The following is a 14,362-nucleotide window of genomic DNA, read 5'->3' as shown; positions in this document are numbered from 1 at the left end:
TCCCCCTCACGATGACACCCGTCCGAACCGCTGATCCGCACTGTCGGGACCCGCGCCTGACGGACGCATGACCGTACAACGTTGAACATTCAACGAGGTACCGGCCGAATGGCGGTTCCTGCGGTTGCTGACCAGTCTGACCTCACCGCGGGCTGTCCGGTCGTATCGACCCGCGCGCCAGGCCGTCGGCCGTGAGTTGGGCCAGCTCCGCTCCCAGCGAAGCGGCCTGTCGGATCGCTGACTCGAAGGCGTCGAGGCGCCGGAAGGCGTCCCCGTGCGCCCGTTGCTCGTCGAGCGATAGCCGCCGCACCTGCGCCCGTCGAATGTCGAACCGCATGGTTCCCGAGAGACTCGACGCCTGCTTTTCGTTGGCCGACGTGCGCAACTGCCCGGCCAGGAACCACGGGTCCAGCGCCGCCGGGTTGGGCCGCAGCAGGTAGAGGTTGCGCCCCAAAAGCGCCCCGTCGGCGGTGACCACCCGCGGAATGAGCTGCCGCGCGATCATCGGCACCACCACGTCCCCCACAGCGAGGAAGATCTCCTGCCCGAACCGGTCGTCGACCCGCCCGGACGCCTCCACCCCGGCGAGCACGTCCGGCACAGTAAGCACCGGAGGCCCACCGGATGCGGGTGTGGACGTGCCGGCGCGGACCGGGCCGATCAGTTGAAGCGCCCCCGTCTTTGCCAACTCCCCCACCGTGAGGAAGAGTCCGTCTGGCCCGTCGGGGGCGGGTGTGACCTGCGGCAGCAGCGCCGGCAGCTCGCCGACGATGGCGGCCAATCGTTCTCTGGTGCGTACCAGATGCTCTCCTGAAGCCTCGCCCCCGACGGCCGGTTGCCGGCGCGCGGGGGTGAGGTCGACCTCCTCGTCGAGAAGCTCGATGACCGGGACCGCGCGGGCGAAGCCGGCTTCTTCGACGTCGGCGTCCGGGGCGGCCGCGAAGGCCCGCCACGCGGCCAGCACACGCGGCGCGGTGTCCGCCAGGTCGCCGCCGGCGGCGTCGATCAGCAGCGCCCGCGCCGGTGGCGGCGCGTCGGCCGCGGCCCGCCGCAGCACCCACAGGTGCAGCGGTACGCCGTGCGGCGCCGCCACGCCCGGCGGGAGCGCGATGACGGCGCGCAGGTGGCCTCGGCGCAGCAGTTCACCGCGGATCCGTTTGCCGGCGCGCCGGCTGGCCACCGTGGGCGGCATCAGCAGCACGGCGTGCCCACCCACGCGCAGGTGCGCCAGGGCGTGCTGCGCCCAGGCCAGCTCCGGTTCGGTGCGGGGTGTGGTGCCGACGATCCAGCGGGGGTCGTGGCCGAGTTCCTCGTCGCCCCAGTTGGTGGCGCCGAACGGTGGGTGGCAGACGACGGCGTCGACGGCGCGGCCGGCGAAGGCGTCGGCGCGCAGTGAGTCACCGGGGCAAACCTCTCCGGGTACGTCGTGCAGTGCGAGCCACAGGCCGGCGAGCCGGGCCAGGTCCTCGTCGAGTTCCTGCCCGTACACCGAGGTGCTGCCGGCGCGGACGGCCGCGCGCAGGATGGCGCCGGAGCCGGCGGCCGGGTCGAGCACTGAGCCGCCGCCGACGCCGGCGAGCCCGATCATCAGGTCGGCGAGGTCGTCAGGGGTGGCGAAGGGGCGGCCGGGCCCGGGTGCGGAGAAGCGCTGCCACAGCTCGTCGAACGCGCCCTGCGGGCTCAGCTCGTCGGCGAGCGCGTCGACGTCGGGCAGCAGCGGCGCGAGCTGGGCGTCGGGGTGGCCGCGTCGGGAGCCGCGCTGGCGGGCCAACAGCAGCGCGCCGACGGCCGCGAGCCCGGCGGCCGGGGAGTCGCTGGCCGCGGCGAGGTGTCGCCAGAGCCGGTCAGCGGTGGCGAGCTCGGGGAGCTTGCCCTGGGTGCGTAGCCACTGCTCGACCTGGATCAGGTCGAACTCGGGGCTCGCCGTCGTCCCGCCCACCGGGGCGGGAAAGTCGGCGTGCCGTTTGCGCCAGTTGCTGACCGCGGCGCGACCGACGCCGGCGAGCCGGGCGATTTCCGCTGCCGTGATGGTCGGGTTCTCCTGCACGTCGAAAGTCTCGCACATCTGTCAAGCACGAAATTGTCTGTTGACACCGCTCTCGGACGATGCTCTTATTGACGCCGCAACGTTCACATCAGGAGGACAACGATGCGCAAGACCACCACTCTCGCCCTGCTCGCCACCGGCCTCATCGCCCTGGGCTGCGGCTCCGGCGCCGCCGACGAGTCCACCGGCTCGGGCGGCAGCGGCAAGGGCGAGGACGCCCCGGCGAAGACCGCGAAGGTGGGCGAGGCGGCCCGCGACGGCAAGTTCGAGTTCACGGTGAAGTCCGCCAAGTGCGGCGTCGCCAAGGTCGGCAGCGACATGCTCGGCCAGAAGGCGCAGGGCCAGTTCTGCCTGGTCACGGTCAACGTGAAGAACATCGGCAAGGAAGCGCAGATGTTCGACGGCAGCAGCCAGAAGGCGTACGCGGCCGACGGCACCGAGTACTCCGCCGACGGCGGCGCCGCCATCTACGCCAACAAGAACGCCGAGACGTTCCTCAACGACGTCAACCCCGGCAACCAGGTCAGTGGCGTCGTCGTCTTCGACATCCCGAAGAACGTCAAGCTCGCCAAGCTCGAGCTGCACGACTCGCCGTTCTCCGGTGGCGTCGACGTCTCCCTCGGCTGACCAATCCCCCGCAGCACCGGGGCGGGTCTGAACGATCCGCCCCGGCTGTTCACAGCCCACCTGTTCACACGAGGAGCCCCGTCATGACTGATCCAACCACCCCGAACCCGCCCGACCAGCCGACCGAACTGCCGCCGCCTCCGGTGCCGCCGGTCGTCGGTCCACCGTTCGCCACGACTGCCGACACCACGCTCGTCGGCGAGCTCGGCTCTGCCATCAGCGAGAAGCGGTCCCACGTGCGGGCGTGGGCTGTCGGTGGCATCGCCCTGGCCATCGCCCTCTGCTGCGGCGGCGCTGTCATCGGCCTGGTCGCCAGCGACGAACCGGAAGCGACCGCCGGTGCCAGCAGCTCGCCTGCGATCAGTCCCACCAACGTGTCGCCCACGACGGCCGCTCCCACCACTGCCGCCCCGACCAGCGCGGCCCCTACCAGCGCCAGCCCCAGCCCGACGAAGACGGTCCCGCCGCCCAAGCCGAAGCCGCCGTCGTACAAGATGTTGAGCGCACGGCAGTGGAAGCTCATCGCCAAGAACCCGGACGCGTACCTCGGCAAGACCTACGTCGTCTACGGCCGGGTCACCCAGTTCGACGCCGCCACCGGCACCGACACGTTCCGCGCCGATGTCGCCCACCGCAAGATGCCGGACGAGTACGACTACGAGACCAACACCATGCTCAGCGGCTCCGAGTCGGACCTCGACAACCTTGTCGAGGACGACATCTTCCGCGCGAACGTCACGGTGCTCGGTTCGTTCAGCTACGACACCCAGATCGGCGGCGAGACCACGGTTCCGCTACTCCAGGTCGCCTCCATCAAGGTCCTCTGAATCCCCCCGAGACGTCAGGAGGCGTCGTGCGTCCGGATGAGTTCCTCCGCACCCTGGCCCTGCTCCCCCCGCCGCTGCACGACCGCGCCCTCACCCTGCGCGCCTTCACCCGTCCCACCGGCTGCGACGACTGCCAGTGCATCGGCGACGCCGTTCGCTTGGCCCTCACCGCCGCCCACTACGACGAGCTGACCTCCGCCGGCGAGCTGCTCGACACCGCCGAGCGGCTGGCCGGCGACCACGGCATCCACCGCTGGTCCGGCGACGACCCGCAGCGCGGTCGCGGTCGGGTGGTCCGCTGGGCTACGACGTCCGCGCCGCTGGTCGCCGCGACCGACGCCAGCTGGAAGGGCCGCGTCGGCGGCCTCGGGTACGTCGTCAGCGATGGCCACTACGGCCTGCTCGGTCGGGGTACCGGCCAGCTTGACCCGACCGGCGTCTCCCGGGTGCTGATCAACGAGCTGCGCGCGGTCGACTACCTGCTGACCGGGTACGACGAGGCGCCGGTGGGCATGACGGTCCTGCTGGACAACCTGACAGCTCTGCGCTACCTGCACCGCTGGCAGGCCGGCGAGACCGGCGCGATGCCCGCCGGCTACAGCCTGCGGGAGCGCCGCTGGTCGGACCAGCCCACCCTGGTCCGGCTCGCCGAGCAGGTGGCCCGCCGCCCGGACCTGACGTTCGCGCACGTCAAGGGGCACAGCGGCCACGCCCTCAACGAGGCCGCCGACGGCCTGTCGCACATGGCCCGCCGGCGGCAGAAGGAGTCCTTCGACCTGCGTCCTCGGGCGCACGCCCTGGTCGACGCGTTCCTGCGCGACTGGCACGCCAACGCCACGCTCTGACCGCTCCGCGGGGTGCCCGGAGCGGCCGGCGTTGAACCACTGATTCGTTTGCGACATCAGCTCTACAGCGTCCGACGGCCACGACCGACTCCCGACTCCGCTGCTCACCCCAGCCGGGCCGCCAGCGGCCTCCCCACTTCCACCGCTCACCCGGGCGGGCCGGCGAGTCGTCGGCCCGCGGACACCACACGCCTGGAGACGACCATGACCGAGCCTCCCCAACCCACCACGCCCCTGATCGAGATCATCTTCGACCGACTCGCCGCCGCTGACGACGTACCGACCCAGACAGCCGAGCTGGTCCTCGCCGCGCTGACCAGCGAGGAAGACCTGACCGCCGCCCTCGCCGGCACTCCTACCCGACTCGACCCCCGCTCCCCCACCGGCGACGGTCCGGCGGACCGGATCTGGCTGAAGTCGGTGACGGTCGCGGGCTTCCGGGGCGTCGGCCCGGAACGGACCCTCCGGATCGACCCCGGTCCGGGCCTCACCCTGGTCGTCGGCCGCAACGGTTCCGGCAAGTCCAGCTTCGCCGAGGCCGTCGAACTCGCCCTCACCGGCGACAGCGCCCGGTGGGCCGACAAGACGAGCGTCTGGCGTACGGGGTGGCGAAACCTGCACAACCCGGATCCGTGCTGGATCGGCGTGGAGCTGCGGGTTGACGGGGTGGCCACGCCGACCCGGGTGCACCGCGCCTGGCCGGTCGGGGCCGAACTGGCCGACGCCGAGGTGAGCGTCACCAGCGCCCGGGGCCGGCACACCGGCCTCACCGAGTTGGGTCTGGCCCGCCCGCTGGAGCTGTACCGGCCGTTCCTCACCGCCGCCGAGCTGGGCAAGCTCGCCGCCGGCACGCAGAGCCAGCTCTTCGACGCGCTGTTCGCGATCCTCGGCCTGGACGCGCTCACCGACGCCGACCAGCGTCTGCTGCGCGCCGCCCGGCCGCACGACACCACCATCAAGGAGGTACGCGCACAGCGTTCCGCCCTGGCCGACGCGCTGTCCGGGATCACCGACGACCGGGCCCGGCGAACCGCCGCGCTGCTGCGCGGCCGGGGAGCGGTCGACCTCGCGGCGGTGACGGCGATCCTCGACGAGCCGGACGAGCCGACCACCGACGGGGCGGTGCTGCTCTGCCGGAAACTCGCCGCTCTCGCCCCGCCGCCGGTCGACGAGGTGACCCGGCTGGCGGGTCAGCTGCGGGAGGCGGCGGTCGAGGCCCTGCGGTACGACGGCGGCCGGTCCCGGGCCGCGCTGCGCAGCGCCGAACTGCTCCGCCTCGCCCTCGAACATCACGAGGACCAGGGCGACGGGTCGTGCCCGGTCTGCGCCACCGGCACCCTCGACGGCGGGTGGCGTACCGCCGCCGCGCAGTCGCTGACCGACCTCCGGCAGCGCAGTGTCGCCGCCCAGACGGCGACGACCCGGCTCACGACTCTGCTGCGGCAGACGCACCACCTGATCGATGACCTCGCGGTGCCCGACGGTGACGGGTCGGAGGCGCCGGTCGGCGCGCTGCGCGAGGCCGTGGCCGCGCTACGGCGCGTACCCGGGAAGCCGGCCGACCTGGCCGACCACCTGGCCGCGCGGTACCCGGCGGTGGTGGCGGCGGCGGACGCGGCCCGCGCGTACGCCGAGGCGTTTCTGCGGCAGCGCGACACCGGCTGGCGGGCGGCCGCGGCCGAGGTCCGCGAGTGGGTGGCCGCCGCCGGCGGGTTGCCGGCGCGGGAGGCCACCCTGGCCCGGTTGAAGGCCGCGCGCGGCTGGCTGAAGGACGCCGGTACGGAGATCCGCAACGAGCGGGTCGCGCCGTTCGCCGGACACTCCCAGCGGATCTGGGCGCAGCTGCGGCAGGAGAGCAACGTCGAGCTGGGAGCGATGACGCTCGAAGGCGCGAACACCCGGCGTCGGGTGGTCTTTCCGGTCAGTGTCGACGGCGCCGACAACGGCACCGCGCTGGGCGTGATGAGCCAGGGTGAGATGCAGGCGCTCGGGCTGGCCACCTTCCTGCCGCGCAGCTGCGCCCCGGAGAGCCCGTTCCGGTTCATCGTGGTCGACGACCCGGTGCAGAGCATGGACCCGTCGAAGGTGGACGGCCTCGCGCGGGTGCTCGCCGAGCTGGCCGAGCAGCGGCAGGTGGTGGTCTTCACCCACGACACCCGCCTGCCCGACGCGGTCACCCGGCTCGGCCTCGGTGATGCCCGCATCGTGGAGGTGCACCGGGCGGAGCGGTCGGTGGTGACGCTGCGGCCCGGCTCGGATCCGGTGAGCCGCTACCTGGACGACGCGAACGCGCTGTCTCGCAACGGGGACATCCCCGCCGAGGTGCGCGGGCCGGTGGTGGCGGAGCTGTGCCGTTCGGCAGTGGAGGCGGCCTGCCACCGGGTGGTCTGGCGGGTACGGGTCGCCCGGGGTGTGCCACACGCCGACATCGAGTCGGCCATCGAGGCCGCGTCGCGGCGGCTGACCACCATCGTCGCGTTGGCGCTGTTCGACGACGCAGATCGGGGCGGTGACGTCCTCGGCCAGTTGAGCCGTCGGCACGGACGGCGAGCGGTGGACGCATACCAGGCGTGCCGGGAAGGCGTGCACGGCGCGTACCTGGCGGACCTGCCGGGCCTGGTCGCGGACGCCCGCTTCCTGGCCGAGGCGCTGCGGTGACCGCGCCGACGCCGCAGCGCTGCCTGGCGGCGGCCGACCAGTTGCTGCGCGGCTCCGGCCTGCTGGGGGCCGTCGCCGTTCCCGGCGGCTGGTGGCCTCGGGCCTGCGCCTGCCTGATCCGGCTCGCCCTGGAAGGCGGCATCGACGCCTACTGGCGGCGGGTCAAGCCGACCGTCGCGGCCTGCCGGCAGGGCCGAGCCAAGCAGCTGATGCTGCGCGGACGGCTCGGGCCGGGCACGGAAACCGCCCGGCGGGTGGCGTACGCGTGGGCCACGCTCTCGACCGCCGCGCACCACCACTGCTACGAGCTGGCGCCGACGGCCGCGGAGCTGCGCCGGCTGCACACCGAGGTGAACGCGCTGCTCGCCCGACTCGACCAGCGATGACCGGACCTACCGGCCCAAACAGGAGTGACCATGAGCTATCAGCCCGGCTATGACCCGCACCGGCCCGCGTTGCCGGCATCGGCCCCGCCGGCCAGCCCCGGCCCGTACCCGCCGATCGGTTACCCGCCGACGCACATCGTCGTGCACGGCCCACCCACCTCCGGCGTTGCCGTGGCGTCGCTGGTGTTGGGGATCCTCGGCGTGGTCGGCGGGTGGTGCCTGTTCGGGGTGCCGTGCCTGCTCGCCGTCATCCTCGGCCACGTCGGCCTGCACGACACCCGCAACGACTCGAAGTCCGGGCGCGGCATGGCGATCGCCGGCCTGGTCCTCGGGTACGTCTTCGTCGCCCCCATGGTCATCCTCACGATGATGGTCTTCTTCGGCGGACTGATCGGCGCGGCGACGCCCTCGACCACGCCCAGCCCGTGAACCGAGGCCGCACGCACAGCGCGACCGCCATCACGCATTCACCATACGAGCGTGGTGGCCGAGCGCAGAGCGCGCTCGGCCACCACGACTGGCGTCAGGTCAGCGCTGACCTCCCAGGTACATCGCGTTGAACAGCAGCCGGTACGTACCGTGCGACTGAGCCCGGTGCTGCGGCTTGAAGCCGATCATCACCACCTGCCCGTCGCCCACCTTCGCCGTCACCACTGCCGCCTTGCCACCGATAACGTCCTCACCGAGGAGGAAGCCGCTCTTCAGCAGATTGGTCTTCGGCCAGGTGGCCGCCACCGTGACACCCTGCGCGCCGTCCTCGACCTCGAACGCCGGCCCGTCGGCGACGAACGCCGACGCGGTCGATCCGAACCCGGCGGCGACCGGGTCACTGGCGTCGACGTTGAGGTTCAGCACCGAGCCCGGAATGTTGTAGCTGGTGTCCGGCACCCCCTCGGTGACGTCCTTGACCGGCACGTCGAACGCCTTGATCGGCAACTGTGCGGCCTTGTTGAGGGTGACCACCGTGCCGCCCGCCTCGACGAACGCCTTCAGGTTGGCCACGCCAGCGTCGGTCATCCCGCCGGTGTACTCCGGCGGCAGCGAGCCAGCCGCCCGGCCGTTGCGCATCGAGTTGTACGTGGCGTCGGGCAGCACGATCGTGTCGAACTTCGCCCGCAGATCGCCGGCCCGGACCGACGCGTTCGTCAGCTTCTGGTAACCGAAGCCGAACTGGTCCAGGGCCAGCCGGGTCCAGCCCTCGTCGTAGTTGTTGAAGCCGTCGTACAGTCCGATCCGAGGCGCGACGAGCTCCCGCACCTTGGCCGGCTTCGCGTCCACCGCGGCGATGCTGAGACCGTACTGGGCGGCGAGCGCCGTCACCCGAGCCTCGGTGCCCGGACGGGGCGTCACCAGGAACGTGCCAGCCGGCAGCTTGCCACTGCGAGTGGTCACCTCAGCGCTGCTGCGGAAGACCTTGTCCCCCGCCGCAAGCAGGGAGTTCACGGCGGCGGAGCTGTCGTTGACCCGGGGGTCGAGGGCGTACGCGTACTTCGGCGCGCCGGCCACCACACCCGCCGGCACCTTCGGCGAGTCGACCCGGACAGTGCTGGCCTGCACCGGCTGGCCGAGCTTGTCGACGGCGACACCCATCTGGAACGACAGGGTGTAGCCGGTGATGTCGTACGGCGGCTCCAGCGGGCCACCCGGGTAGAGCCGGCGGTCCGGATAGACCTGCGGGTTCAGCAGGTCCAACACGGCTGCCCGGTACGGCTGGGCCTCCCGCACGAGGTAGCTCCCGGCGGGGTATGTGCGCTTGCCGACGGTGAAGGAGTTCACCGCACGCTCGACCTGGATGTTGTTCCAGCGCAGCTTGTCCACCAGCTTGGTGGCGGTCGGGAAGTCCGCCTGATCCGCGGGGATCACGTAGGTGGTGCCGGCACCATTGCGGGCACCGTCGCGGGCCATCTGCGCCACGCCGTAGAGCAGGCCCTCGCGGTCGTCGCTGGCCACCCGCAGCATCGCCCAGGAGGCCGACTTGATGTAGTCGCAGCTCTGCGACAGGTGCCACTCGCCGCCCTTCCAGGGGCTGGGGTAGAAGACCGACGGTTCGCTCGTCGAGGTGCCGTCCGCGAAGGTCTTCGGGAAGGTCGCCGGGTCGTACACCCTGGGGGTCGCCGAGGCGTGCGCGGTCTCGGTCAGGATGCCGATCTGGTTGTGGTAGTACGGCGCGGTCCGCGCGCCGCCGTTCCACCAGATGTCGTACGACTGGCGGGCCAGCGCGCCGACCTTGCCCTCGCGATCCAGCCGCTGCCCCATCGCGTCGCCGACGAGGTTGACACCCCGGACCACCTGGGGGTTGATGTTCGGGTTCAGCGGGTCCTCGTACGGCGGGATGCTGATCCGGGCGGGGAAGACCGCGGTCTGGTGCACGTTGTGCATGACCTGCGGAATCCATTCGTGGAACAGTTGACGCCCGACGTTCTGCGTCTCCTGCAGGTTGAACATGTACCAGTCCCGGTTGTTGTCGTGCCCGGCGTACTTCTGGTACAGCTCGGGGTAGCTGGCATCCTGGTAGGGCCCACCGAGGTTCTTCTTGTACCACTCGGCGACCTTCGTGCCGCCGTCCGGGTTCACGTTCGGCACCAACAGGGTGATGACGTTGTCCCGGATCGCTCGCGCCTCGGGCGTCTCGCTGGTCACCAGGTCGAACGCGAACTGTGGGGCGGTCTGGTGGCCGGCCACCTCGGTGGAGTGGATGCCGAAGTCGACCCAGGCGATGGCCTTGCCGTTCTTCGCCAGGTCACGCGCCTGAGACTCGGACAGCGAGTCGCCCTGAGAGAGCCGCACCGAGGTTTCCCGGTAGCGCTTGAGGTTCGCGTCCTTGAGGTTCTTCTCGGAGGAGACGATCGCCATCAGCTGCGGCCGTCCCTCGCTGGTCTTGCCGATCTCGACCAGCTTCATCCGGTCGCTGGCCTTGTCGATTGCCCGGTAGTACTCGGCGATCTGCTCGTAGGTGGCGAGCTTGTAGTCGGCACACGGCGCCCAGCCGATCACCGACTCCGGCTTCGGTACGCGGTTCGAGGCGGTAGCGGTGGTCGCCGACGTCAACACCGGCGTACCGACCAGAGCCAGCGCGCAAGCAACCGACACCGTTGTCCGGGACAGTCTTCGTTTCACCTGATACCCCTTCGCAGTACGTACACGACGGAAAAGGGTCCGGTAGGGGCGGCCGCGCCAATCGGATAGCTCGATTCAACAGGTTTCGATCGAGGTCCGGAATGCTCAGGATGGCAGTTGAGGAAATCTTGAGACTCACCACTGTGCCGGATCTGACCAGGACCAATTTTGTTCAGGCATGACATTTCCACCAAGGATGCAATGGACAGTCCTTGGCGTTGGCGTGGCCACGAAGGGCGGGCATTGAATGCCCGCCCTTCGCACGTCACTGGCTGAGCTCGGCGACCTCCTCGGCTGTCAGGCGGAGCGCTTCGGCGGGAGCTGCGCCCCGCGCGGCGGCGGTGGGCGGGTCGGCCGGCCGCCGCAGATGCCAGTCCGTCACCGCCTGGTAGGCGGCCACCACCGACAACAGCCGGTCCTCGGCGTACGGGAGGCCGCCCAGGATGGTGCCGACCGGTCGCCCCGCGGTGGTGAACCCGATCGGGAAGGCGATCTCCGGCAGGCCCAGGATGTCGAAGGGCACCGGGTCGGTCTGCACCACGACGTCGCAGCCGTCGAAGAGGTCGTTGAGAACCCGGTCCATCAGCAGCAGCTTGGCCCGCTGACCGGTGATGAACTCATTGCCACCCATCAGCGCTCCTTGCAGCCAACTGGTCACCGACACCCCGAAGCCGCGCAGGTCTGTGCGCAGGTACGGCATGAACGGCTCGGCTCGCTCGGGCAACCGGATGTTGTTGAAGGTGCTGCCGGTCAGCTGATTCCACTCGGCGGGCAGCTGCACGTCCACCAGGGTGACGCCCGGGATCGCGGCGAGCTGTGCCAGGTACGCCGTACGGGCCAGCGCACCGGGCGAGGTGCCGTTGGCGAAGCCCGGCAGCACGCCGATCCGGGTCTTCCAGCGCAGCTTGACGCGGCGTCCCTGATAGACCGGGCTCGCCGCGTCGATCAGGTTGGGTACGTGGGGCAGGCCCTGGCTGCGCGGGTCCATGGGATCCTCGCCTGCCATCGCGGTCAGCATGATCGCGGCGTCCTTGGCATCGCGCGCCAACGGGCCCGGATGGTCGCGGCTGTACGTGAGCGGAATGATGCCGGCCGCCGAGACCCGACCCATGGTCGGCTTGAGGCCGGTGAGGTTCTGCGCGTTGGACGGGGCGGTGATCGAGCCGCCGGTCTGCGTGCCGATGCCCGAGGTGGCCATCCGGCCGGCAACCGCGGTGGCGGTGCCGGTGGACGACCCGCCCGGGTCGACGCCGCGGTCGGTCGGCGTCCAGGCGTTCACCGTGGTGATCACACCAGCCGGCGTGGTGGCACGGGTGGTCGCCAGCGGGCCCATCTGAGTCTTGCCGAGCACGATCGCGCCGCTTGCCTTCAACCGGGCCACCGCAGTCGCGTCGTACGGAGGCACGAAGTCCTTGAACAGGAACGAGTTCGCGGTGGTGGGGACGCCTTCCGTGTAGTAATTGTCCTTGATGGCCAGTGGGATGCCGTGCAGCGCACCGTGTCGGGGCCTGCGTCCGGCATCTCTCGCGGCCGCGACGGCCGCATCGGCGAGCACCTGGTTGAACGCCTGGTAGCTGCCGTCGTACCGGGAGATGCGATCCAGGTACGCCTCGACCAGGTGCTCGGGGGTGAGTTTGCCGGCGCGGATGAGCCAGGCTGCCTCCGCGACGGTGAGCTCGGACGGATCGGCGAGCGCCTCCGGCCGGGGCTTGGTGTAGGCATTCGGCTGGTCCAGCGGCCGTCCCCCCGCTCCCGGCTTGGCGTTGGTGGACAGGCCGCTGCTCGCCAGCGCAACCGAGGGCAGTCCGACGTTGACGCCCACGGCTGAGACGGTGGCCAGAGCGGCGGCGCGGGCCAGAAACGCGCGGCGGTCGACCGTACGGTCGAGTGGTTCGGACGTCATGCCTTCCGCCATTCAGTGCTGTTGGAGGGGTAGAGGACCGGCACGTGCTGCTGCGACAGCGCCTTTGCGGTGTCCGGCTCGGTGCCATCGGGAGCGGGCAACTGGTACGCGGCGAGCGTGGCCACGGTGCCCCGCATGAAGGAGCGCAGCGAGGCGAGCACGGAGTCCCGGCCGGGCGAGCCGGTCTCCGGGTCGGGGCTGGTCCCTGGCGGAAGTTGGTCGAGGTCGATGCCGAGGGCGGCGAGCCGGGCACGGATCAGAACGTTCAGCTCAGCATCCGTGGGCGGAGTAGGTGCCATGATGCTCCCAAGTCGTGCGACAGGGGGTGTCGCGGGTCCCGGTCGAAGTGACCTTGACCGTAGGCCGGTGGCAACTCGCGGCGGCGGGGCGCGTGTAGAAGTTGAGCAATATTTGAGTTTGCCGATCATGTTGCAGCCGGCACCCGTCGGGCGACCGCTACCCCGCCGCGATCCTCATCCCCCGGCGATCGGGCTGGCACGTGCGTAACGTGCAGGGGTAACCCTGACGCGAAGAGGAGACTTCATGTCCAAGCCACCGCTTCCCGAGGCCGCGGTCACCATGCTCCAGAAGCCGAACCCCGCCGTCATGACCACGCTTCGCAACGGTGGTCAGCCGGTGTCCGCGGCCACCTGGTACCTGTGGGAGGACGGCCGGATTCTGGTGAACATGGACGAGAGCCGCCGCCGGCTGGAGCACGTCCGGAACGACCCCCGGGTCTCGCTGACCGTGCTGGATGAGGCCGGCTGGTACACGCACGTCAGCATCATCGGGCACGTCGCCGAACTGCGGCCGGATGAGGGCCTCGCGGACATCGACAGGTTGTCCGAGCACTACACCGGGAACGCGTACCCACGGCGGGAGCGCGCTCGGGTCAGCGCCCTGATCGAGATCGACCGCTGGCACGGCTGGGGCTCGCTCAAGGACAACAACCAGGTCGGCTGACCAACACGGCCCGGCCGGCGGCACCGGCGGCCGGGCCAGCGACACCACGGTCAGGGCTGAACGGTGGCAGTGGACCGGGTGCCGACGCGGGTCACCAGGTAGCCGAAGGCCGCCGCGGTGAAGAACATGACGATGCCGTAGACGGCACCGGGGATCGCCATCTGGGTGCTGTCGAGCAGCGCCGGGCTGAGCGCGATCGTGATGGCCAGGGTGCTGTTGTGGATGCCGATCTCGAATCCGGCCGCGGTCGCGGCACTTCGGTCGACGCCGGCCAGCCGGGGCACCCCGTACCCGATGGCGAGGCTCAGCAGGTTGAAGGCGAGCACTGCCAGGCCGACCGAGACGAAGTAGTCGGCGATGTTCTCGCGTTCGCCGAGCACCGCGCCGGCGATGACCGCGACGAGCACGACGACGGACAGGATCCGCACCGGACGGTTCAGCCGCTCGGCCACGTGCGGAATCCGCGCCCGGATCAGCATGCCGATCGCGACCGGGACGAGCACGATGGCGAAGACCTGCAGCACCTTGTCGAACTGCAGGCCGATGCTCCTGCCGTCGGGCAGGAAGTACGCCGCCGACAGGTTGACCAGGATCGGCAGGGTGAACACGGCGAGCACCGAGTTGATGGCGGTCAGGGTGATGTTCAGGGCCACGTGCCCGCCGAAGAGGTGGCTGTAGAGGTTGGCCGTGGTGCCGCCGGGGGAAGCCGCCAGCAGCATCATCCCGACCGCCAGTTCGGGCGCCAGGTCGAAGGCGACTACCAGGCCGAAGCAGAGCGCCGGCAGCACCAGCACCTGGCACACCAGCGCGATGACAGCAGCCCTCGGGTGCTGGGCCACCCGGCGGAAGTCCGCAATGGTCAGTCCGAGACCCAGGCCGAGCATGATGATGCCGAGGGCGATGGGCAGGCCGATCAGAGTCAGGGCTGAGTCCATGACACAACATCGTTACCACCGGGTAACGACTCCGCCATCCCCCATGTGGCCGGA

At 70.8% G+C, this 14,362-nt stretch carries 12 protein-coding genes; 7 read left to right on the top strand and 5 right to left on the bottom strand.

All coding sequences use genetic code 11. The features are described 5' to 3' along the window. Positions 1-142: 142 nt before the first annotated feature. Entirely contained in the window at positions 143-2,065 is a 1,923-nt protein-coding gene (locus GA0070607_RS25060) for an N-6 DNA methylase (protein WP_231930321.1), read from the bottom strand. 84 nt (positions 2,066-2,149) lie between these two features. On the opposite strand from GA0070607_RS25060, the gene GA0070607_RS25055 reads away from it, so the two are divergent. From GA0070607_RS25055 to GA0070607_RS25030, 6 genes are all read left to right on the top strand, one after another. Beyond that, a complete protein-coding gene (locus tag GA0070607_RS25055) occupies positions 2,150-2,674 on the top strand; it encodes a DUF4352 domain-containing protein (protein ID WP_089020365.1) in 525 nt (174 codons plus the stop codon). An 83-nt stretch (positions 2,675-2,757) separates the two neighbouring features. Next, positions 2,758-3,501, top strand: coding sequence for a hypothetical protein (locus GA0070607_RS25050; protein ID WP_089020364.1), 744 nt, complete (start codon positions 2,758-2,760; stop codon positions 3,499-3,501). Positions 3,502-3,527: 26 nt separating this feature from the next. Then, the gene (locus GA0070607_RS25045) at positions 3,528-4,346 is read left to right on the top strand and encodes a ribonuclease HI (protein WP_089020363.1); all 819 of its coding nucleotides are present in this window, start codon (positions 3,528-3,530) and stop codon (positions 4,344-4,346) included. A 204-nt stretch (positions 4,347-4,550) separates the two neighbouring features. Further along, the gene (locus GA0070607_RS25040) at positions 4,551-7,004 is read left to right on the top strand and encodes an AAA family ATPase (RefSeq protein ID WP_089020362.1); all 2,454 of its coding nucleotides are present in this window, start codon (positions 4,551-4,553) and stop codon (positions 7,002-7,004) included. Next, positions 7,001-7,390 carry a hypothetical protein gene (locus GA0070607_RS25035; RefSeq protein WP_231930319.1) on the top strand — a complete coding sequence of 130 codons (390 nt, stop codon included), beginning with the start codon at positions 7,001-7,003 and terminating at the stop codon, positions 7,388-7,390. The genes GA0070607_RS25040 and GA0070607_RS25035 overlap by 4 nt, the downstream gene beginning before the upstream one ends. A gap of 30 nt (positions 7,391-7,420) precedes the next feature. Further along, positions 7,421-7,819, top strand: coding sequence for a DUF4190 domain-containing protein (locus tag GA0070607_RS25030; protein WP_089020361.1), 399 nt, complete (start codon positions 7,421-7,423; stop codon positions 7,817-7,819). Between the two features lie 99 nt (positions 7,820-7,918). On the opposite strand, the gene GA0070607_RS25025 is transcribed toward GA0070607_RS25030, so the two are convergent. The 3 genes from GA0070607_RS25025 to GA0070607_RS25015 form a co-directional block, all read right to left on the bottom strand. Then, positions 7,919-10,507, bottom strand: coding sequence for a M14 family metallopeptidase (locus tag GA0070607_RS25025; protein WP_157743253.1), 2,589 nt, complete (start codon positions 10,505-10,507; stop codon positions 7,919-7,921). A gap of 265 nt (positions 10,508-10,772) precedes the next feature. Beyond that, positions 10,773-12,410 (bottom strand): amidase, encoded by a 1,638-nt coding sequence (locus tag GA0070607_RS25020; protein WP_197701161.1) that lies wholly within the window; start codon positions 12,408-12,410, stop codon positions 10,773-10,775. Beyond that, a complete protein-coding gene (locus tag GA0070607_RS25015) occupies positions 12,407-12,709 on the bottom strand; it encodes a hypothetical protein (protein WP_089020358.1) in 303 nt (100 codons plus the stop codon). Before GA0070607_RS25015 ends, GA0070607_RS25020 begins: the two co-directional genes overlap by 4 nt. A gap of 244 nt (positions 12,710-12,953) precedes the next feature. On the opposite strand from GA0070607_RS25015, the gene GA0070607_RS25010 reads away from it, so the two are divergent. Next, on the top strand, positions 12,954-13,373 hold the full coding sequence (locus GA0070607_RS25010) for a PPOX class F420-dependent oxidoreductase (RefSeq protein ID WP_089020357.1): 420 nt from the start codon (positions 12,954-12,956) through the stop codon (positions 13,371-13,373). 50 nt (positions 13,374-13,423) lie between these two features. Here GA0070607_RS25010 and GA0070607_RS25005 read toward each other — a convergent pair whose 3' ends face one another. Beyond that, the gene (locus GA0070607_RS25005; protein ID WP_089020356.1) at positions 13,424-14,308 is read right to left on the bottom strand and encodes a bile acid:sodium symporter family protein; all 885 of its coding nucleotides are present in this window, start codon (positions 14,306-14,308) and stop codon (positions 13,424-13,426) included. Positions 14,309-14,362: the final 54 nt, after the last annotated feature.

Source organism: Micromonospora coriariae (genome assembly GCF_900091455.1).
In the GTDB taxonomy this organism is placed as follows: Bacteria; Actinomycetota; Actinomycetes; order Mycobacteriales; family Micromonosporaceae; genus Micromonospora; species Micromonospora coriariae.
Note: the sequence above shows the minus strand (reverse complement) of the source record. Positions and strands in the feature narration are given on the sequence as shown.